The sequence below is a fragment of the Agathobaculum ammoniilyticum genome (genome assembly GCF_025567315.1).
Lineage (GTDB): Bacteria > Bacillota > Clostridia > Oscillospirales > Butyricicoccaceae > Agathobaculum > Agathobaculum ammoniilyticum.
Window position 1 is genome coordinate 1 of record NZ_JAOQJE010000009.1, and the last position, 19945, is coordinate 19945.

Here is a 19945-nt window from a genome sequence, read left to right on the forward strand (position 1 = left end):
CGGCTGGAGGCGCGTGTGGAGGGCATCGTGGTGGACACGTTCGGGGACACGATCGATCGGGAGATGCTCTCAGAGGAGCTTTCCGCCGAGCTGGACGCGAAAGCGACCCAGGCCGCGCTGACCAGTGAAACCACCGCGCTGAAAAACCGTGTCAGCAGCCTGGAACAGGCGATGCCAAAAAGGGCGCAGGTCATTTACGGCACCTATACCGGCGACGGGACGGAAAACCGGTTGATTTCCCTTGGTTTTAAGCCGTATCTGGTCATACTTGCGCCAACGATAGGCAATTTTGAAATGCTGGAAACGATAACGGTATGTCACAGGCTCTGCGGTGGCTCCCCTCCGGAACTTTCCGAGTCCCACCTGACGGAAAACGGCTTCCGCGTCTCCGAATCGGACAGTATGAGCATCAACCGCAGCAACAACCCCAACGAATCCGGAAAAACCTACGGTTACATCGCCTTTGGGCTGTAAAAAGGGAAAACCCCTCTCATTCGAGAGGGGTTTTTTTATTGCCTTACAGGGCAGCGGTCAGAGTAGCAACTACAGTAGCGGTCGTACCATCCTGAGACGGAGTGACTACTACATTATAATCACTGATCGTTACAGATGCAGAGAAACCAGTGAAGCTGTAGCCTTCCTTCGCAGTCAGAGTAGCGGTAGCGCGATACCACTTGCCAGTTGCTGCGTTGCCATTGTCAGACGCCCAGCCGCTCTGGCCATCATCGCTCTTCTCCCAGGTAGTGGCACCGACATCATAGCCTGTGCCGCTATTGTTAGAGAACGATACACCAGACAGCGGGTTGCTGTCAGTCGGCTTGTTCAGGTTCAGCTTTACATCCGGAGTAGCAGTAACAACCTTGATCGCCTGCTCGGTCTTCTGATCGCCCAGGGTAACAACGATCTTGTAATCGCCAACCTTGGTGGTGGCCTTGGTCGCTACCGTAAAGGTCTTCGCCGCAGCGTTGTTGTCAGTGATCAGAGAGAGGTTGCTCTTGGTCACAGTGAAGTCAGCAGACTTGTCAGTGCCCTGACCGTCAACAACCTTTACGTCCGGGGTGAGCATCCAGGCGTTCTGGTAGCCAACCGTACCGGTGTAGGTCGTAACGCTGCCGAAAGTAGCGTCGGCCGTGGTGTCGTAGCTGGTCTTCAGGACAACGTTGCTCGCTTCCTTGTTGATGGTGAAGTTCCTGTCAACAGTCTTGCCGTCAACCGTTACCTTCAGCGTAGCGGTGCCTTCCTTCTTCGGGGTGCCCTTGATGGTCACAACGGACTCGCCGTCGCTGTCGATATCGGTAGCCGAAGCGGTCAGGCCGTCAGCGTTGCTCAGGGAAACGCGGACAGAGGTGCCCTTGTTGATGTTCTTGGTCGTAACGGTCACGTCCATATCAACGGACTCGCCAACTGCCACGTCATTGATGGAGCCGATCTTGACGTCAGAAGCGTTCGCATCCTCGCCGTCAACAACGCCACCGGTGGTGTCAACCGTGTAAACGTCGTTGTCCAGATACTCGCCCTGATCGATGATCAGCAGCTCGATCTCGTCGTCGTTGCCGATTACCAGAGCGTTCGCCAGGTAGTCGCCGTCAACCTTCTGCGCTTCCTTGATCTCGCCGTCCTCTACGCCGATCTCCAGATCCTTGTCAGCATCGGTGTCGATGTAGAATACGTCGCTACTGCTTACCTTGTCCAGCTCATGGTTGCCGTTTGCGCCGACCGGATCCTTCGCAAAGATCGCGGTATCCTTCTTGTCGTTTACGCTGGTTACAGCAGTGAACGTAATGTCAGAAGCGGTCAGATGATCCACGTCGTCAATTACCTTTACGCCGTCCTTCTCGGTGAGCGTATCGTAGCCGATAACGGTGCCCTTCGCGCGGTCGGAAGTGCTGTTCTTGTCCTCCTGAACCGTTACATTCTCAGAACCGTTCCAGAAGGTGTACTCGATCGTGCTGTTGTCTACCTTGTAGGGCTTGGTAACAATGTAGCCGTAGTTGCTCCAGGTCTTGACGATGCCGTCCAGGCTGTTGACTGCAACAGCCATAGCGCCGACGCGGTCAATGCCGCTCATGCTGCCGTAGAAGCCATAGATCTCAGAAGAGTTAATGATCTTGCCGTTAGCCAGAGCCTTGAACTGCTTGCCGGAGATCTTCTTGGAATCGTTGCCGGAAGCATCGTCGCCAATGTTGGTGGTGCGCTTCGGCAGGAACAGCAGGACTTCTGCGTCGTCGTCAATGGTGTACTTGCCCAGAGAGTTGAATGCGTTCGTGCCGGAGGTCTGCTGCGAGCCCATGTAGGTCATGTCGCCGTAGTACTCCTCGTACTTGCTGTCAGCAACGCCATCCTTCAGGGCCTCGAAGCTGTACTCGTCGCCGGATACGTCGTAGCCGTAAACGGTGCCGGTCTTCAGGTTATCCCACTTGATCGTGCTGTCGCTGTCGACCTCAACCGTCTTGGTGGTGCCGTCGAAGAACGCCAGCTTGACTTCGTTGTCGATGCCAGTGGTGCCCTTGTTGACGATCATCGCAACTTCGTCAACCTTACCGTCCGCCTTGCCGGAAACGCGCTTGACATAGAACATGATGTTGTTGACAACAACATACTCTACCTCGTTGCCAGCCTTAACGGTGTTCAGGTCGGATTCGCTTGCGGTGGACTGAACCTTCGCAGCGCCCTTGAACCAGTCGTCGCCCACGCGGTACTCGTTGTAGGTTACCTTGCTCGTGGAAACGTCGCCGCCGTCAAAGAAGATGTTAGCAGACTGGTTGTCGCGCAGGCCGTTCAGGGTGCCGGTGGACATGTCAGCCTTAACAATATCCTTGTTGTCGTTGTACAGGTTCTCGGTGATAACGACCCAGTCGTCCTTGGCGATACCGTCCGCGATGTTCTCATCCGCGGTCTTGTAGGTCTTGCCGCTGGCAATGATCTTGTCGGAAGAAGCGTAGGATACCTTGGCAACGTTGTAGGTGGTAACGTTCAGGGTATCAATCTTGCCGTTGCCGTCGGTATCGACGAACGTGTACATGTTCGGGTTCAGCTTGTTGTTGTCCAGCTCGTCGAGCGTGGTGCCTTCAGCAACCTGGCCGTCGATGTAGGTAGCGATCGCGTCGCCCTTGTTGGAGTCGTAGATGGTCTTGTTGTCCGCGTCGCCGTAGAACTCAACAGAGTAGGAGGAGCCGCCGAACTTGACCTTGTCGCCGTCCTTCTCGGTGCCGTTTGCAGCAACCGTGTAGGAGGTGTTGTCAGAGATCGCGTAGATGCCGAGGACGTTGTTGGTCTTGCCGTCCTTGAACATGACCTTGACCTTCTGGCCGAGCAGCTTGGAGTAATCCGAGCCTACCTTGGTGAAGGAAACGGTCTTGTAATCCTTGGACTGGTGGTAGTTGTCGGAATCATAGCTGCCGTCGATCTTGATGGTCAGGGAGTCCTTGCTCATCTCGGTCATGGTGCCTACGTCGTAGGACAGGCCCATGTAAGCGGAGCCGACAGTCTCCTTGATGCCGCCGTTGAGGACGTCGTCAAAGGACTGGGAATCGTCGGACCACTTCACGCGGTTGGCTTCCAGCGTGTTGTAGATCATCTGCGCGGCGTACTGACGCGGCAGGCCCTGCTCCAGGCCGGAGTTGACGTCGTCCAGCAGGCCGGCGGAGCCAGCATACTTCAGGGTGTTGGTGGACCAGTTGTGGCCTACCAGACCAGCCTTGTTTGCGTCATAACCGGTCAGAACGAGCAGCATCTTCGCAGCTTCCACGCCGGTTACGGTCGCGTCGGGCTTGAAGGTGTTGTCGCCGTAGCCGGCGATGATGCCCTGGGACTCGCAGAACTTGATGTAGCCCTTGGCCCAGTGGCTGTTGATGTCGGTCATCTTCGAAGAGTTGTTCGCGTAGGCCGAATCATCAATGGAGTTGTTGCGGACAACGAAGATCATCTTCGCCATTTCCGCACGGGTAACGGTTGCGTCCGGACGGAAGGAGCCATCGGGGTCGCCCTCGATAACGCCCAGCGCCGTCAGCATGTTCACGGCATCCTTGGCCTTTATATCGGCCTCATCCGTGAACGCCGCACCGGCAAACATGGTGAACGCGCATGCGAACGCCAGCACCAGTGCGAGAACCTTTTTCTGATGGCGCGATACTGCACATAATATAGAGGAAATTGCCGGAATGCGGTCAAAAATACCCTCTAAAATAAACATTTTATAAAAATGGAAAATTGAAGCATATTTTCCTTATATGCAGGAAAGGCAATGAATAACCATAGATGCCAAATAAATTTTTCCCTGATTTTTGTTTTGTTTGTAAAACCTTACTGCAATGAAACAATATACACAAAAATGCATATTTATATTTGTATATAAGTGCCGGAGTATCAGGTGCTTTTCACGAATTCGCACAAAAGCCCTTGCATTGACAGATAGATATTGTATAATTTATATAGTGGCTTTGGCCAAATTACAGGATGAGGTGATACCAATGGACTATATTGCAGAATACAAACGTTGGCTGGAGAATCCGGCGCTTACTGAGAACGAGCGCGCGGAGCTTCAGTCCGTTCAGGAAAATAAGGAAGAGATCGAAAGCCGCTTTTTTGCCCCGCTGTCCTTTGGAACAGCCGGCCTGCGCGGCGTGCTTGGCGTAGGCCTCAACCGCATGAACCGTTTTACCGTGGGACAGGCCGCTCAGGGCTTGGCCAACCTGATCGTATCCAACGGAAAAGCCGCCATGGACCGCGGTGTTGCGATCGCGTACGACAGCCGCCATTTTTCGCCTGAATTTGCCAAACAGTCGGCCTGCATCCTTGCGGCGAGCGGCATCAAGACCCTGCTGTTCGACGAGCTTCGTCCGACCCCAGAGCTTTCTTTTGCGATCCGCCATTACGGCTGCATCGCGGGCATCAATATCACCGCATCCCACAATCCTAAGGAATACAACGGTTATAAGGTGTATTGGGAGGATGGCGCGCAGCTGCCCCCCGCGGAGGCCGACGTGGTCGCCAAGGAAATGGCGGCGACCGATATTTTCAGCGGCGTGCGCACGGGCGACTACGGCGCATTTGTGGAAAGCGGCATGATCCGCATTCTGGGCAGGGAAACGGACGAGGCATATCTCAACGAGGTGCTCAAGGTCGCAGTCAATCCGGACTGTGTAAAGCAGGTCGCGGATGAGTTTAAGCTGGTCTACACCCCGTTCCACGGCGCGGGCTACCGCCTGGTGCCGGAGATCCTGCGCCGGCTGGGCTATAAGCATATCATCTGCGAGCCGGAGCAGATGAAGATCGACGGGGACTTCCCGACGGTTAAAAACCCCAATCCGGAATACAAGGAAGGCTTCAACCTGGCGATCGAGCTGGCGCGGCGGAACGATGTCGACCTCATTATCGGCACGGATCCGGACGCCGACCGTACCGGCATTGTGCTCAAGGACAAGACCGGCGATTATGTCACCCTTTCGGGCAACCAGGTGGGCGTGCTGCTGATCGATTACATCATCACCGCCCGCAAGCTGACGAACACCATGCCCGCGCATCCGGCGGTGCTCAAGTCGATCGTGACGACTGAGATGGCACGCGCAGCGGCGGAAAAGAACGGCGTGGCGTGCTTTGATACGTTCACGGGCTTCAAATTCCTGGCCGAAAAGATCAAGCAGTTTGAAAAGACCGGCTCGCACAAGTACCTCTTTGCGTTTGAGGAGTCCTACGGCTATCTCGCGGGCGACTACGCGCGCGACAAGGACGCCGTGACCGCCTCCATGCTGATCGCGGAGATGGCGGCCTATTACCGCACGCAGGGCAAGACCCTGTACGACGCGATGGAGGAAATGTACGAAAAATACGGCTATTACTGCGAAAAGACGGTTTCCATCACCATGCCCGGCGTTTCCGGCTTGACGCGCATGAAAGAACTGATGGCAGAGTTGCGCGAAAAGCCGCTCGGCAGGATCGGCACGCATCAGGTGGAGTACACCCGCGATTATATGTCCGGCATCCGCACCCGCATGGCGGACGGCAGCGCGGAGCAGATGGAGCTGAAAGGCCAGAACGTCATGTATTACGAACTGGAGGGCGGAACGACATTTATCATCCGTCCGTCCGGCACCGAACCTAAGGTCAAGGTCTATATCATGGCCAAGGGCGACAGCAAGGCGGCGGCCGCCGAAAAGGTGGAGGCACTCTCCGCCGCGGCAAAGGAGATCGTCCGCTGAACAGCGGGATCCGCTGAAAAACCCCCGAAGTAGGCTTCGGGGGTTTTTCGCGTTTGTACGGCGCCGCGTCAGCGGTTTCTGCGCCAGGTATCCGGCGCAAACAGCAGCAGCATGGGGAACAGCTCCAAGCGTCCCGCCAGCATGTTGAACATCAGCACGATCTTGCTGAGCGGGTCGAAAAAGCCGAAATTGGAAGACGGACCGACCAGCTCCAGGCCAGGGCCGACGTTGTTGAGCGTGGCCGCGACCGCGGTAAAATTTGTGACAAGGTCTTGGCTGGAAAGGCACAGCGCGAGAGTGGACAGGATAAAAATGATCAGATAGGCGATCAGGAATACATTGACCGAGCGCATAACCTCATGCTGCACGCGCCGGCCGTCCATCTTATTGACGCGCACCGAGCGCGGATGGATCAGGAACTGCATCTCCTTTTTGATGCTTTTGCACATCAGCAGGACACGCGAGCATTTGATGCCGCCGCCGGTGGAGCCGGCGCAGGCGCCGATGAACATGAGCAGCACCAGGATGCACTTGCTGAACGCGGGCCACTGGTTGAAGTCCACCGTGGCGAAGCCGGTGGTCGTGATGATGGAGGCGACCTGGAACAGCGCGTGGTGCAGGCTGTCAAAAAAGCCGCCGAACAGATGACGGACGTTGCACGCGATCAGCAGGGCGGAGGCGGCAATTACGCCAAGGTAAACGCGCAGCTCCTCGATCCGGAGCGCCTGCTTCCAGCGGCGCGTCAGGATCAGGAAATAGATGTTGAAATTTACGCCGAACAGGATCATAAACAGCGTGACCACGGCCTGCAGGTAATAGCCGCTGTAATGCGCCATGGAGTTGTTCCAGATGCCGAAGCCGCCCGTGCCGGCCGTTGCCAGAGCAGTATTGACGGCATCGAACAGCGGCATGCCGCCGAGCAGCAGCAGCACGATTTCCAGAACGGTCATACCCAGGTAGATCGCGTACAGGATGAACGCGGTGTCGCGCAGGTGGGGCGACAGCTTGTTTACCGACGGACCGGGGCTTTCCGCTCGCATCAGGTAGATCGTCTGCCCGCCTGCGAGCGGGAGCACGGCCAGCATGAACACCAGCACGCCCATGCCGCCGACCCAGTGGGTCAGGCTGCGCCAAAGAAGCGAGGCGTGCGACAGCGCCTCCACATCGCCAAGGATGGTCGCGCCGGTTGTGGTGAAGCCGGAGATGCTTTCAAAAAGCGCGTCCACATAGGAGGGGATCTCGCCGCTGAGCCAGAACGGGAGCGCGCCGGTCAGCGCGAGTACGATCCAGCACAGCGATACGGTGACAAAGCCCTCCCGCGCGTAAAAGCGGGTGTTCTTGGGCTTGCAGCGGGTAAACAGGCAGGAAAAGACCAGACAGAGCGCGGACACGGCCAAATAGGCGAACGCGATCGGTTCCTGGTAGATAACTGCTGTCAGCATGGGCAGCAGCAGGATGCCGCCCTCCACACTCAACATCCAGCCGACCAGGTAGCACACCATAGCGTGATTCATGGCCTCTGTTCCTCCGTTTCACGGGGCAGAAAGATATCCTGCAGGTCGTTCATGCCCTCGCGGGTGGAAACGACGATGACTGTGTCCCCCTCCTGCAGTATGTCCTGGCCGCGCGGGATGATCCGCTTGCCGCGGCGGTTGATGCAGCACAGCAGCACGTCCGGCCGGATGGGCATGTCCTGCAGCGGCACGCCGGTCAGGTCGTGCGCGGCCACGCGGAATTCGAGCGCCTCCGCGCCGCGCAGCTCGTGCAGCGTTTCCACATTGGAGCCCATGGAATTCTGCATCGCGCGGGTGTACTGGCTGATGAGGTCGGCGGTCGTCTGCTTAGGGCGGATGATGGCGCCGATGGGCAGGCTTTCGATGACCTCCTCGAAATTGACGCGGTTGATCTTAGTGAACAGCTTGGCCTTGGAATGGCGGCCCGCATGCAGCGCGAGCAGGATGTTTTCCTCGTCCATGCCGGTCAGGGCGATAAAGGCGCCGCAGGTGGCCAGCCCCTCCTCGTCGAGCAGGTCGCGGTCGGTGCCGTCGCCGTGGATGATGGTCGCGCCGGGCAGCAGCTCGGACAGCATCTCGCAGCGGTCGAGCCGGTTTTCGATGATCTTGACCGAAATGCCCGAGTTGAGCAGTATGCCGGCCAGGAAAAACGATATTTTTCCGCCACCCACCAGCATGGCCGAGCCGATATGGCTGTGCGGCACGCCGATCTTTTCAAAGAAATAGACCTGCTCGTTTGGGGGAATAATGATCGTGATATCGTCGCCCGCCTGCAGGATAAAGTCGCCCTTGGGGATAAAGGTGGTACCCGCCCGCCGAACCATGCACAGCAGCACATGGGTATGCAGCGAGACGTTGATCTCGCAGACCGGCATGCCCGCCAGACGGGAGCCGGACGGGAGGCGGATGTCCAGCAGCTCGATACGCCCCTTGGCAAACGTGCTCACGCCGATTGCGGAGGGGAAACGGATCAGGCGGGAAACGACCCGCGCCGTGGATAACTCCGGATTGATGACCATGGACAGGCCAAGTTCATCGCGGATAAAGCCGACCTCGGAAACATATTCCGGATCGCGCACGCGCGCGATGGTATGGCAGCCCGATGCCTTGCGCGCGATCAGGCAGGAGAGCAGGTTGATCTCGTCATGTGCGGTTACGGCGATCAGCAGGTCGCAGTCCTCGATGCCGGCGCTTTGCAGCACATGGTAGCTGGTGCCGCTGCCTTTGACTGAGGCCACGTCAAGCGAGGTGGTCAGGTCCTCCAGCCGTCGCTCGGACAGGTCGATGAGCGTCAGGTCATGCCCCTCGCTGGAAAGGTGCTCGGCCAAAGCTGAGCCGACCTTGCCACAGCCTACAATAATGATACGCATAATGCGCCTCCGATACGAATCTTAATATTTTCTTAATGCCCATAGCGATTATACCGTTTTACCGGCAAAAAGACAATATCTTTCCGAAGATATTGCGCGCCGCGGCGGCGTTGACCGCGGCTGCGGCGCATGGTATACTGAAAGCAAATAGCTGCGCCGGACGGGGCGCGGCGCAATCGGGCGGGAAGCGCCCTGATAAAGGGAGGGATGGGACATGGCACGGGTGCTGGAGGTATGCGTGGATTCGGTCGAATCTGCGGTCAGCGCGGCGCGCGGCGGCGCGATGCGGCTCGAGCTGTGCGCGAACCTGGTGATCGGCGGCACCTCGCCGGATGAGGACCTATTCCGCATGGTGCGCAGGCGGGTGGATATCCCGATCCGCGTGCTGCTGCGGCCGCGGTTCGGGGATTTCCTGTATTCGGAGGAGGAGTTCGAGCTGCTGCGGCGGCAGGTCAGGCGCTTTGCCGCGCTGGGGGCGGATGGGGTCGTGATCGGCGTGCTGCGGGCGGACGGAACGCTGGACGAGCCGCGTATGGCGGAGCTGATCGCGCTGGCGGGCGGCTGCGGGATCACGCTGCACCGCGCGTTCGACGTGTGCCGCGACCCGTTTGAGGCGCTCGCGGCAGCGCGGCGTCTGGGCGTGGACACCATCCTGACTTCCGGCCGGCAGGCAAGCTGCACCGAGGGCGCGGCGCTGCTGCGCGAGCTGGTCGGGAGGAGCGGCGGCCGGCCGCAGATCCTGGTCGGCGCGGGCGTGAACGCGGACGTGATCCGCGCGCTGCAGCCGATGACAGGGGCGGACGCGTTCCACCTGTCCGCCAAGCGGACGGAAAACAGCCGCATGACCTACCGGCGCGAGGGGGTGCCGATGGGGCTGCCCGGCATCAGCGAATTCGAGGTCTGGCGGTGCGATGAGGCGGCTGTCCGCGCCGCGCGATGCGCGTTGGACGCGCTTTGCGGCGCAGAATAGGGGGAAAGCCATGCGGATTGAAAAGGTACTGAACAATAACGTGGTTGTGGCGCTGGACGAAAACGGCGCGGAAACCGTGCTGATGGGGCGCGGGCTGGGCTTTGGCCGGCGCGCGGGGGACGAGGCGCCGGCCGCGCAGGTGGAAAAACGCTTCACGCTGCACTCGGACCAGCTTTCAGACCGGTTTCAGCAGCTCATCACCAGCATCCCGCTTCCGCACTTCCTGATGAGCGAGCGCATTATCAACCATGCCAAGATCGCGCTGGGGAAAGAGCTGTCGGACAGTATTTATGTCACCCTGCCCGACCATATCTCGGCCGCTATCCACCGGTATAAGGAGGGCATCCGCCTGCCCAATCCCCTGCTGTGGGATATCCGGCAGTTCTACAAGGATGAATACCAGGTGGGCAGCAAGGCCAATGAGATCGTCCGTGAGGAAACGGGCGTAGAATTCACCGAGGACGAGGCGGGCTTTATCGCCATGCACTTTGTCAACGCGCAGGTGGGCGGCGAGATCCGCGACGTGTACGATATGACCTATCTCATGCAGGAGGTGTTCCGCATCGTGCGGAGCGCTTACGGCTTTGAGCCGGATTGCGATTCGATCGACTATTACCGCTTTGTGACGCACCTGAAGTTTTTCGCGCGGCGCATCGTGAGCGGCCAGCAGTACGGGGATGAGGACGCGGACCTGCTCGGCGTCGTGCGGTATAAATACCCCCGCGCGTTCGCCTGCGCGCAAAAGGTGTGCGCCTACGTCAAGCGGGAAAAGGGCTTCGCCTCCGGACAGAACGAGCTGCTTTACCTCACCATACATATCGCGCGCGTGATGGATAAAAATGCTGGCTAAAGCAAGCGGGAGGCCAAAGAAAGGCCTCCTTTTTTGTTGGTGAAACCGATTTTATTGGTATGAACTCACAAAAAAAGGATGACATTTTCGGATAGTTTGCCGTGCAAATCGGGCTTGCAAAATTGTGAACAATTTGTTACAATACACTCAACAAGTAAACAATGTCCTCTGAATGATTGGATTGTTACCGCTCCGGCGGGCAAAACCAAATTTCTCGTAGTTTGTCTTTTAGGTAAGACTGTGTTACTGCGGCGAAATTTGGTTCTTTTTCGTTTTTGGATACTTTTTGCATCAGGAGGACATACTCGTCGAAAAAGGGTGTGATTGTATGTTTGGGAAACTCAAGGGATTGTTCGGCGGTTCCGCCGGCATCTCGATCGCCGCGCCGATGGCGGGAACGGTCGTCCCGCTGGAGGAGGTACCTGACCCGACGTTTGCGCAGGGCATCCTCGGGCAGGGCGCGGCCATCCTGCCGGCCGAAGGCCGCGTAACGGCGCCCGCGGACGGCACGATCGACGTGATGTTCGACACCGGCCATGCGGTGAGCATGACCACGGCGGACGGGGCCGAGGTGCTGATCCACGTCGGCATCGACACGGTCCAGCTCAACGGCCAGCACTACAAGGCGTGCTGCAAGGCGGGCGACAGGGTCAAAAAAGGCGATCTGCTGATCGAATTCGACCCCGAGGCGGTCAAGGCCGCGGGCTATGAAACGGTCACGCCTGTCATTATCTGCAACACGGACCGATTCGCCGCTGTAAAGACGGAAAAGACTGGACCGGTCGCGGCCGGAGACGTGCTGCTGACGCTGCAGGCAAAATAAACCAGTTTACCCTCAAAAATTCAAATATTATTCAGGAAAGGAAGTCATCCCTATGAAAACCATTGAATACACGATTACCGACGAGCTCGGCATCCACGCGCGTCCGGCCGGCATGCTGGTGAAAGAGGCTGCGAAGTTCCAGTCCAAAATCATGGTTGCCTCCCCGAAGAAAGAGGTTGACGCAAAGCGCATTATGGGTGTGATGAGCATGGGCGCCAAGAAGGGGGATCCGCTCAAGGTCACGATCGAGGGGCCGGACGAGGATGCGGCCGCGGAAGCGATCGAGGCGTTCCTCAAGGCAAACCTGTAAGAGGTTTTCATTTTGCCCCGAGGGGCAGTGGAATAATGCGCGCCTTGCCGTTCGGCTCGGTAAGGCGCGCGGCACTACATAGGGCCGGATAAAGAAAGGCCTGAAAGAAATGAGGAGGGGAAAATCCTATGTTAAAGTATTTGCAGAGACTGGGCAAAGCCCTGATGCTGCCGGTATCGTGCCTACCGATCTGCGGCATCCTGATGGGGATTGGCTACGCGCTCGCTCCCGCTGCCATGGCGGGCGAGGTCAATGGTTATGTCGCCAGCGGCGCGGCATACACGATCGGCTTCTTCCTGATTAAGGCGGGCGGCGCGCTCATTGACAACATGCACTGGCTGTTCGCCATCGGCGTTGCGGTCGGTATGGCCAAGGATAAGGACGGTACGGCGGGTCTTGCCGGTCTGGTATCCTGGCTGATGATCACCAAGCTGCTGAACACCGCGGTCGTTACGGTCATCATGCCGTCGATCGCGAACAACGAGGATGCGATGCTGGCGTTCGGCAAGATTGAGAACCCGTTCATCGGCATCATTGCCGGCCTGCTTGGCGCGGCCTGCTATAACCGGTTCAAGGATACCAAGCTGCCTGATTGGCTGTCGTTCTTCTCGGGCAAGCGCTGCGTCGCTATTGTAACCGCTGTCGTATCCATTGTGGTTGCGGCAATCCTGCTGTTCGTATGGCCGATCGTATTCGGCGCACTGGTTGCCTTGGGCGAGGCGATCGTCAGCCTGGATGCAGTTGGCGCTGGCCTGTACGCATTCTTTAACCGCCTTCTTATTCCCACCGGCCTGCACCACGCGCTCAACAACGTGTTCTGGTTCGATACCATCGGCCTGGGCGACCTGCAGAACTTCTGGGCCGGCAAGGTCACCGGCGATATGAGCCTGACCAATGCGCCGATCACCTGGAGCCTCGGCATGTATATGTCCGGCTTCTTCCCCTGCATGATGTTCGGTATCCCGGGCGCGGCCCTGGCAATGGTTCACTGCGCCAAGAGTAACAAGAAGAAGATCGCGATCGGTCTGGTCGGCTCCGCAGCGCTCTGTGCGTTCATCTGCGGCGTTACCGAGCCGTTTGAGTTCGCGTTCATGTTCCTGGCTCCCGCCCTGTACGTTGTTTATGCGCTGCTGTACGGTATTTTCGCGTTCGTCACCGTGGCGCTCGGCTTCCGCGCGGGCTTCTCGTTCTCCGCGGGCCTGACCGACCTGGTATTCTCCGCTTCTCTGCCGGCGGCGGCCAAGACCCTGCTGATTATCCCGCTGGGCATCGCGGCGTTCGTTGTGTTCTATATCGTGTTCCGCATCGCAATCAGCAAGTTCAACCTCAAGACCCCGGGCCGTGAGGATGACGACGACGATACCGCCGCGCAGGACGCGGGCGCGACCCTGGCGAACAATGACTTTACCGCCATCGCTGCCACCGTGCTGGAGGGACTCGGCGGCAAGGACAACATCACCTCGCTGGATAACTGCATCACCCGCCTGCGCGTTGAAATCAAGGACTACACGCTGGTGGATGAAAAGAAGATCAAATCCGCGGGGGTGGCGGGCGTCATGCGTCCGTCCAAGACCTCGGTACAGGTCATTGTGGGTACCAAGGTGCAATTCGTAGCCGACGAGATGCACAAGATGCTGTAAAAACAGAAAACCCATGGATTTGCGCTCCGCGCAACGGGGAGGCGGGCGGACAGCCCGCCTCCCTGCTTTCCAAGCGCAGGCAGGGCCATCCCGTGCAGGGATGGGCAGTGTGCATTCGTTCTGCGGGCGGGCAGTGCCTGTCCCTGTGCTGCGGCCGTGAAATCAGCCCAGCGACCGGCGGCGCACCGCTTAATGGGAACGCGCCGCTGTGATATAATAAAATAATCTATTATTTGTTGGAGAGGTGCTGGATATGAAAATCATTCGCGCAAAGGACTATAACGATATGAGCCGTAAGGCGGCCAACATTATTTCGGCGCAGGTCATCCTCAAGCCGGATTCGGTACTCGGCCTGGCGACCGGCTCTTCCCCGATTGGAATTTACGAGCAGTTGATCAAGTGGTATAATAAGGGCGACGTGGATTTCGGCGCCTGTACCACGTTCAATCTGGACGAATACCGCGGCCTGACCGCGGATCATGACCAGAGTTACCACTATTTTATGCACAAAAACTTTTTCGACGCCATCAATGTGCCGGCGGAGCGCATCAACCTGCCGGATGGCGCTCAGCTCGATGCGGAGCGCGAGTGCGCGCGTTACGACGCGGCGATCCGAGCGGCCGGCGGGATCGACCTGCAGCTGCTGGGCATGGGCCTGAACGGACATATCGGCTTTAACGAGCCGGATGAGTTCTTTTCCAAGGGTACGCACTGCGTCGACCTGACCGAGTCCACCATCGAGGCAAACAAGCGCTTTTTCGCCTCCGCGGACGATGTGCCGCGTCAGGCGTATACCATGGGCGTGCAGACCATCATGCTCGCGCGCCGTATAGTGATCGTCGTTTCCGGAGAGAATAAGGCGGATATCGTGCGCCAGGCGTTTTTTGGGCCGGTTACGCCGCGCGTGCCGGCGACTATCCTGCAGCTCCACACCGACGTATCCGTGGTTGCGGACGAAGCGGCGCTGTCCAAGTGCGGGGATCTGCTGTAAAGGAAAAGAAGGGAAAGTATGGAGTTTAAAAATCTGAAGGTATACCAGCCGGACGGCTCGTTCCGCACGGGCAGCCTGACCATTTCGGGCGACCGGATATCCGCCGCCGAGCCAACGGCGGAGGCGGTCGATATGGGCGGTCTGTACGCGGTGCCGGGTCTGGTGGACCTGCATTTCCACGGCTGCGTGGGCTATGACTTCTGCGACGGGACGCATGAGGCGATCTCCGCGATCGCCAGATACCAGGCGCAGAACGGCGTCGCAGCTATCTGTCCGGCGACCATGACCTATCCGGAGGATAAGCTTTCCGTGATCGCGGAGGCTGCCGCGAGCTACCGCACGGAGAGCAGGAACGCCGCTTTAGTGGGCATCAATATGGAGGGGCCGTTCATTTCGGAGGCCAAAAAGGGCGCCCAGAACGCGGCCTACCTGCACGCGCCGGACGCGGATATGTTCCGCCGCCTGCAGAAAAAGGCGAACGGGCTGTTCAAGCTGTGCGACCTCGCGCCCGAGCTGCCGGGCGCGATGGAAACCATCGAGGCGCTGGCGGGCGAGGTGCGCCTGTCCATCGCCCACACCGAGGCGGATTACGATACCGCGTGCGAGGCGTTTCGCCGCGGCGCGCGGCAGGTCACTCACCTGTATAACGCAATGCCGCCCCTGTCGCACCGCGCGCCCGGCGTTATCGGCGCCGCGGCCGATAACGACGAGGTCGCGGTCGAGCTGATCGCGGACGGGGTGCATATCCATCCGGCCGTGGTGCGCGCGACGTTCAAAATGTTCTGGAACCGCGTTATGCTGATTTCGGACAGCATGATGGCCACCGGCCTGGAGGACGGCGAGTACTCGCTCGGTGGGCAGGCGGTCACCGTGCGCGGCAACCGCGCGACGCTGCATGACGGTACGATCGCCGGCTCGGCCACCAACCTGCTCGACTGTGTGCGCAGCGCGGTCAAAATGGGCATACCACTGGGGCAGGCCATCCGTTCTGCCTCGACCAATCCGGCCCGCGCGATCGGCGTGCAGCACGATTATGGCTCGCTCGAGCCGGGCAAGCTCGCGAATGTTTTGCTGCTGGACGACGAGTTGAACGTCCACACACTGCTCCTGCGCGGCCAGCTGATCTGACAAAACAGACAATATCACCTCCCTGCCGAAGCGGGCCGGACCCTACAGGTCCGGCCTGCTTTTTTTGCCGCAGGGGGCGCGGCTGTGCTATAATGGGGGAAAAGGGGGCGGAAATATGTTCCATCCAATCGACCTGCAAGGCTGGGAGCAGCGGGATACCTTTACGCATTTCATGCAGGCGGGCTGCGTTTACAGCCTGACGCGGGAGCTTTGCGTCACCGCGTTCCGCCGGTACACAAAGGAAAGCGGCCTGCGCTTTTTTCCGGCGTTTACCTGGGCGGTGGCGGCGGCCGTGAACAGCCGGCCAGAGTTCCGGCTCGGCTATGACAGCGCGGGGCGGCTGGGACGCTTTGACACCGTGCATCCGGAATACACCGTGCTGTCCGAGGAGACGGGGCGGATGGACAGCCTGTGTACGGCATATACGCACCGATTCCCTGATTTTTATGCCGCGATGGTGCAGGATATCCGGCGTTTCCATATGCAAGGGCTGCGTACGGCGCCGCGGGAAAACACCGTGCTGCTTTCCTGCGTGCCGTGGTTTTCCTATACTGAGGTTTCTTTCCGGATGAAAGACGACCGCATCTTCCTGCGCCCGTTCATTGTATGGGGCAGGCTGACCGCGTCCGGCGGCGAAACCGTACTGCCGTTTACGCTGCAGATCCATCACGCGGCGGCGGACGGGTATCACTGTCATTTGTTCTTTTGTTACTTGGAAGAGCTGCTGCGCTGTCCGGCGGAGTGGCTGGGATAGCAAAAAACCAGGCTTCCTGCATTAGCAGGAAGCCTGGTTTTTTGCTTTACAGCTTCATGATGCCCGTCACATCGAGCAGCTGCCCAACCAGGATGCAGACCACCAGGATAGGGGCGACCCAGCGGACCATGATCTCAAACAGGCGCTTGCGGTGGAACGGGAAGTTCTTTTCCACCTCGTCGGACACGGTTTTGGTGCCGACCACCCAGCCGACCAGCAGGCAGGTGAAGAACGCCACGATCGGCATGAGTACCGAGTTGGAGATAAAGTCGAAAAAGTCGAGGAACGCCATGCCGAGGATCTGGACCGAAGCCAGCGGGCCGTACCCCAGGCAGGAGGGCAGGCCGAGCAGCAGTACGAACAGGGTCACGGCGACCGTGGCCGGCCGGCGCTTCCAGTGCAGCTTGTCGCACACGATGGAGACGACGGTCTCCATCAGGGAAATGGACGAGGTCAGCGCCGCGAACAGCACCAGCAGAAAGAACACGCCGCCAATCAGATGGCCCATCCACATGCGTTCAAATACCTGCGGCAGCGTTCCGAACATCAGGCCGGGGCCGGCGTTGATGCCGGATGGGTCGCCGCCGTTGAACGCCACCACCGCCGGTACGATCATCAGACCCGCGATAAAGGCGATCGCGGTGTCGAAGATCTCGATCTGGCCGACCGAGCGCTCTAAGTTGGACTCTTTCGGCATATAGGAGCCGTAGGTAATCATAATGCCCATGGCCAGCGACATGGAATAGAACATCTGCCCCATGGCCGCCAGCACGGTTTTGCCGGAAAAGTTGCTGAAATCCGGTACGATATAGAACTTGAGGCCTTCCAGTGCGCCCTCCATGGTCAGCGAGAACACAGCCACGATGATAGACAGGATGACCAGCACGGGCATCATGAACTTGGACACCTTCTCAATGCCCTTCTCCACGCCGAGCAGCACGACCACCGCGGTCAGCAGCACATAAAGGAGGAACCAGGGCAGCGGGGTGGCGAACAGCCCCTCGCCGGCAAAGCCGATAAAGCGGTCAAAGTAGGCGCTTTCAGCCAGCAGGCTGCCGCTTCCGGACAGATAATCGGCAAAATACTTGATGACCCAGCCGCCGATGACGCAGTAGTACGGCGTGATGATAACCGGCACGAGCGAGGCGAGCCAGCCGAGGCCGGAGAACCGCTTGTCCAGCGCCTTGTACGCGCCGATGCAGGACAGGCCGGTGCGGCGGCCGATCGCGATTTCGGTGATCATCAGCGCAAAGCCGAACGTGACCGCCAGGATTAGGTAGACCAGCAGAAAGATGCCGCCGCCATACTTTGCCGCAAGATAGGGGAAGCGCCAGATGTTGCCCAGCCCCACCGCCGAGCCGGCCGCGGCGAGCACAAAGCCGATGCGGCTGGAAAAACTGCTTCTCTTTTTCTTTTCCATGTGTTGTTTTAAACTCCCTTACTACATTTCTTTCTCTGTTGCCCCATGCCGGATGCCCGACCCTGGGACGGCTCATTCCATGAGGTTGAATTCGCTCAGGTAGTGGTAGGCCTGAAGCAGGCCGGACAGGTGGTAATTGCCCACCACATCCGCGTCGCTTTGCGGCGGCGCGGGCAGCGTATCCGGCACATGCAGGCCGAGCGCGGACAGCTTTTCCGCGTTTTCCGGAGACAGGCGACCCTTTTCATCCATGGCGCACAGCGCGGTCAGCTCCTGCAGCAGGGCGTTGGCGAGCTGCTCGCAGCCGCGCAGATAGACCGCCTGCGTGCGGTGGTCCGGCAAGCGGAACACGTTCTGCTTTTCAAAGATGGAAAGCTCCTCCGCGATGCGCCCCAGCTGGCGGCTGAGCGGGGAAAGGTCCGGATACCGCCCGCAGATGACACGCGCCTCCACATAAGCGGGTACGGACTGCAGGAAATGGGTGAACTGCTCCGTGATACGCGCGCGGTTGTTGTACGGCTTGAGCGCAATGTTGACCACAAGGGCGGTGGCCAAGCCGATCGAGGTGTCCAGCAGGCGGTTGGCGCCGTAAAAAAAGGCTTCGTCCGCCGGGGACAGGCAGATGGACACGAACACGATGCACGCCAGCGGCACCGCAAACTGCAGCTTGAGCTCCACACAGAGCAGGATCAGGGCGATCAACCCCAACCCGACGCCGATATAGCGGAACCCCTCGAACAGGTTGACAAACACCGCGCCGAAGCCCGCGCCCAACAGGATGCCGAAAAACTGTGTGCGGCAGGACTGGAACGCGTCGCCCACCGTGCGGTTCATGGCGACGATTGCGCCAATGGCTGCGAAGATCGCCGCGGGCGAGGAGCGCAGATCGGCAAAAAACAGGGCCAGCGCAACCGCCAGGCCGGTCTTGACCGTCCGTAGCCCGATATGCGGCAGCAAATGTCCCACGATGGCGTCGCCTCCGGAATAGAATAATAAAAGTATTGTACCATGAAACAGACCGTTTCACAAGGCGTTTGCACACAAAAGCGCGCTGTGCTATAATAAATCCTACAGGCAGCCATAAAATAAGGAGTGTGTTCGGATGAAAACCTACCGTTTCGGTGTGCTGGGCGCGGGCAACATGGGTACCGCAATCGTGGAGGGCGCGGTGCGCGCGGGGTTGTTCCCGCCCGCGCAGGCGCTTTTGTTCAACCGCAGCGCGGAAAAACGCGAGAAAAACAGGGAAAAGGGCTTTGCGGTCACGGGGGATTATACCGAAGTGTATACGGCGTGTGATACGGTCGTGCTGGGGGTCAAGCCGCAGAATTTTGATGAGATCCTGCCGGTCCTGTCAGGGTGCCGGTGTGAAAAGCCGCTGGTGGTTTCGATCGCGGCGGGCATAACGTTTGCGAAGATCGAGCGCGCGCTCGGCGCGGATACGCCGGTTGTCCGCGTGATGCCGAACACGCCGCTCATGCTGGGCGAGGGGGCGGCGCAGCTTGTGAAAAACGCGGCCGCGACACAGGAGCAGCTTGACGCCGTGCGCGCCCTGTTCGATACCATGGGCGCGACCGCGGTGTTCGATGAGGAAAGCATGCTCAACGAGGTCATTCCTTATGCAGGCTCGGCGCCCGCCTATATTTACGCCTTCGCGGACGCGATGGTGCGCAGCGCCGTACAGCACGGCGTGCCGGAGGCGGACGCGCTCCGGATGTTCTGCCAGACCATGATCGGCTCCGCCAAAATGCTGCTGCGGGGGGACCGGACGCCCGCCGAGCTGATTGGCGCGGTCTGCTCGCCCGGCGGCACCACGGTCGAGGCGATGAAGGTGCTCGAATCGCGCGGTCTGTACGATATTTTGGCGGAAGCGTGCGATAACTGCATTGCCCGCGCATACGAACTGGGCAAATAGCCACCCTTCGCCATTGACTTTAGGTAGACCATATGGTAAAGTAAAGACAAATATTCCGCATCACTT

The 19945-nt window shown here is 59.0% G+C and carries 15 protein-coding genes and 1 pseudogene; 11 read left to right on the forward strand and 5 right to left on the reverse strand.

Annotated features, from left to right (window positions below):
• Positions 1–474 (forward strand): annotated as a pseudogene (locus tag OCV66_RS10295) (hypothetical protein); the annotation flags it as partial.
• Between the two features lie 43 nt (positions 475–517).
• Here the strand turns inward: OCV66_RS10295 and OCV66_RS10300 are convergent.
• Positions 518–4099 carry an S-layer homology domain-containing protein gene (locus OCV66_RS10300; protein ID WP_262564422.1) on the reverse strand — a complete coding sequence of 1194 codons (3582 nt, stop codon included), beginning with the start codon at positions 4097–4099 and terminating at the stop codon, positions 518–520.
• 370 nt (positions 4100–4469) lie between these two features.
• Here OCV66_RS10300 and OCV66_RS10305 point away from each other — a divergent pair, with 370 nt between their 5' ends.
• Positions 4470–6197, forward strand: a complete 1728-nt coding sequence (locus OCV66_RS10305) for a phospho-sugar mutase (RefSeq protein ID WP_107631305.1) — start codon at positions 4470–4472, stop codon at positions 6195–6197.
• A gap of 68 nt (positions 6198–6265) precedes the next feature.
• Here the strand turns inward: OCV66_RS10305 and OCV66_RS10310 are convergent, their stop codons facing one another.
• Both OCV66_RS10310 and trkA read right to left on the reverse strand, forming a co-directional pair.
• The gene (locus tag OCV66_RS10310) at positions 6266–7711 is read right to left on the reverse strand and encodes a TrkH family potassium uptake protein (protein ID WP_054328036.1); all 1446 of its coding nucleotides are present in this window, start codon (positions 7709–7711) and stop codon (positions 6266–6268) included.
• Complete coding sequence (trkA, locus tag OCV66_RS10315; protein ID WP_054328035.1) at positions 7708–9081, reverse strand: Trk system potassium transporter TrkA; 1374 nt, start codon at positions 9079–9081, stop codon at positions 7708–7710. Before trkA ends, OCV66_RS10310 begins: the two co-directional genes overlap by 4 nt.
• A 214-nt stretch (positions 9082–9295) precedes the next feature.
• On the opposite strand from trkA, the gene OCV66_RS10320 reads away from it, so the two are divergent.
• From OCV66_RS10320 to OCV66_RS10355, 8 genes are all read left to right on the forward strand, one after another.
• Complete coding sequence (locus tag OCV66_RS10320; protein ID WP_054328034.1) at positions 9296–10051, forward strand: copper homeostasis protein CutC; 756 nt, start codon at positions 9296–9298, stop codon at positions 10049–10051.
• A 10-nt stretch (positions 10052–10061) separates the two neighbouring features.
• Positions 10062–10901, forward strand: coding sequence for a BglG family transcription antiterminator LicT (gene licT, locus OCV66_RS10325; protein WP_054328033.1), 840 nt, complete (start codon positions 10062–10064; stop codon positions 10899–10901).
• 328 nt (positions 10902–11229) lie between these two features.
• Positions 11230–11724 carry a PTS sugar transporter subunit IIA gene (locus OCV66_RS10330; RefSeq protein ID WP_054328032.1) on the forward strand — a complete coding sequence of 165 codons (495 nt, stop codon included), beginning with the start codon at positions 11230–11232 and terminating at the stop codon, positions 11722–11724.
• 52 nt (positions 11725–11776) lie between these two features.
• On the forward strand, positions 11777–12034 hold the full coding sequence (locus OCV66_RS10335) for an HPr family phosphocarrier protein (RefSeq protein WP_054328031.1): 258 nt from the start codon (positions 11777–11779) through the stop codon (positions 12032–12034).
• Between the two features lie 128 nt (positions 12035–12162).
• Positions 12163–13674, forward strand: a complete 1512-nt coding sequence (gene nagE / locus OCV66_RS10340) for an N-acetylglucosamine-specific PTS transporter subunit IIBC (RefSeq protein WP_054328030.1) — start codon at positions 12163–12165, stop codon at positions 13672–13674.
• A 253-nt stretch (positions 13675–13927) separates the two neighbouring features.
• Positions 13928–14665: a glucosamine-6-phosphate deaminase gene (gene nagB, locus OCV66_RS10345; protein WP_107631303.1), complete on the forward strand. Its 738-nt coding sequence runs from the start codon at positions 13928–13930 to the stop codon at positions 14663–14665.
• Between the two features lie 18 nt (positions 14666–14683).
• The gene (gene nagA, locus OCV66_RS10350; RefSeq protein WP_054328029.1) at positions 14684–15793 is read left to right on the forward strand and encodes an N-acetylglucosamine-6-phosphate deacetylase; all 1110 of its coding nucleotides are present in this window, start codon (positions 14684–14686) and stop codon (positions 15791–15793) included.
• Between the two features lie 115 nt (positions 15794–15908).
• Positions 15909–16547: a CatA-like O-acetyltransferase gene (locus tag OCV66_RS10355; RefSeq protein WP_054328028.1), complete on the forward strand. Its 639-nt coding sequence runs from the start codon at positions 15909–15911 to the stop codon at positions 16545–16547.
• Positions 16548–16593: 46 nt separating this feature from the next.
• On the opposite strand, the gene OCV66_RS10360 is transcribed toward OCV66_RS10355, so the two are convergent.
• A complete protein-coding gene (locus OCV66_RS10360; protein WP_107631301.1) occupies positions 16594–17967 on the reverse strand; it encodes a sodium-dependent transporter in 1374 nt (457 codons plus the stop codon).
• 72 nt (positions 17968–18039) lie between these two features.
• Positions 18040–18933, reverse strand: a complete 894-nt coding sequence (locus OCV66_RS10365; RefSeq protein WP_159068127.1) for an FUSC family protein — start codon at positions 18931–18933, stop codon at positions 18040–18042.
• A gap of 136 nt (positions 18934–19069) precedes the next feature.
• Here OCV66_RS10365 and proC point away from each other — a divergent pair, with 136 nt between their 5' ends.
• On the forward strand, positions 19070–19879 hold the full coding sequence (gene proC, locus OCV66_RS10370) for a pyrroline-5-carboxylate reductase (RefSeq protein ID WP_107631299.1): 810 nt from the start codon (positions 19070–19072) through the stop codon (positions 19877–19879).
• Positions 19880–19945: the final 66 nt, after the last annotated feature.

Coding starts and splice junctions, on each gene's coding strand:
- OCV66_RS10305 (WP_107631305.1), top strand. CDS start 4,470: ATGGACTATATTGCAGAATACAAACGTTGGCTGGAGAATCCGGCGCTT.
- OCV66_RS10310 (WP_054328036.1), bottom strand. CDS start 7,711: ATGAATCACGCTATGGTGTGCTACCTGGTCGGCTGGATGTTGAGTGTG.
- trkA (WP_054328035.1), bottom strand. CDS start 9,081: ATGCGTATCATTATTGTAGGCTGTGGCAAGGTCGGCTCAGCTTTGGCC.
- OCV66_RS10320 (WP_054328034.1), top strand. CDS start 9,296: ATGGCACGGGTGCTGGAGGTATGCGTGGATTCGGTCGAATCTGCGGTC.
- licT (WP_054328033.1), top strand. CDS start 10,062: ATGCGGATTGAAAAGGTACTGAACAATAACGTGGTTGTGGCGCTGGAC.
- OCV66_RS10330 (WP_054328032.1), top strand. CDS start 11,230: ATGTTTGGGAAACTCAAGGGATTGTTCGGCGGTTCCGCCGGCATCTCG.
- OCV66_RS10335 (WP_054328031.1), top strand. CDS start 11,777: ATGAAAACCATTGAATACACGATTACCGACGAGCTCGGCATCCACGCG.
- nagE (WP_054328030.1), top strand. CDS start 12,163: ATGTTAAAGTATTTGCAGAGACTGGGCAAAGCCCTGATGCTGCCGGTA.
- nagB (WP_107631303.1), top strand. CDS start 13,928: ATGAAAATCATTCGCGCAAAGGACTATAACGATATGAGCCGTAAGGCG.
- nagA (WP_054328029.1), top strand. CDS start 14,684: ATGGAGTTTAAAAATCTGAAGGTATACCAGCCGGACGGCTCGTTCCGC.
- OCV66_RS10355 (WP_054328028.1), top strand. CDS start 15,909: ATGTTCCATCCAATCGACCTGCAAGGCTGGGAGCAGCGGGATACCTTT.
- OCV66_RS10360 (WP_107631301.1), bottom strand. CDS start 17,967: ATGGAAAAGAAAAAGAGAAGCAGTTTTTCCAGCCGCATCGGCTTTGTG.
- proC (WP_107631299.1), top strand. CDS start 19,070: ATGAAAACCTACCGTTTCGGTGTGCTGGGCGCGGGCAACATGGGTACC.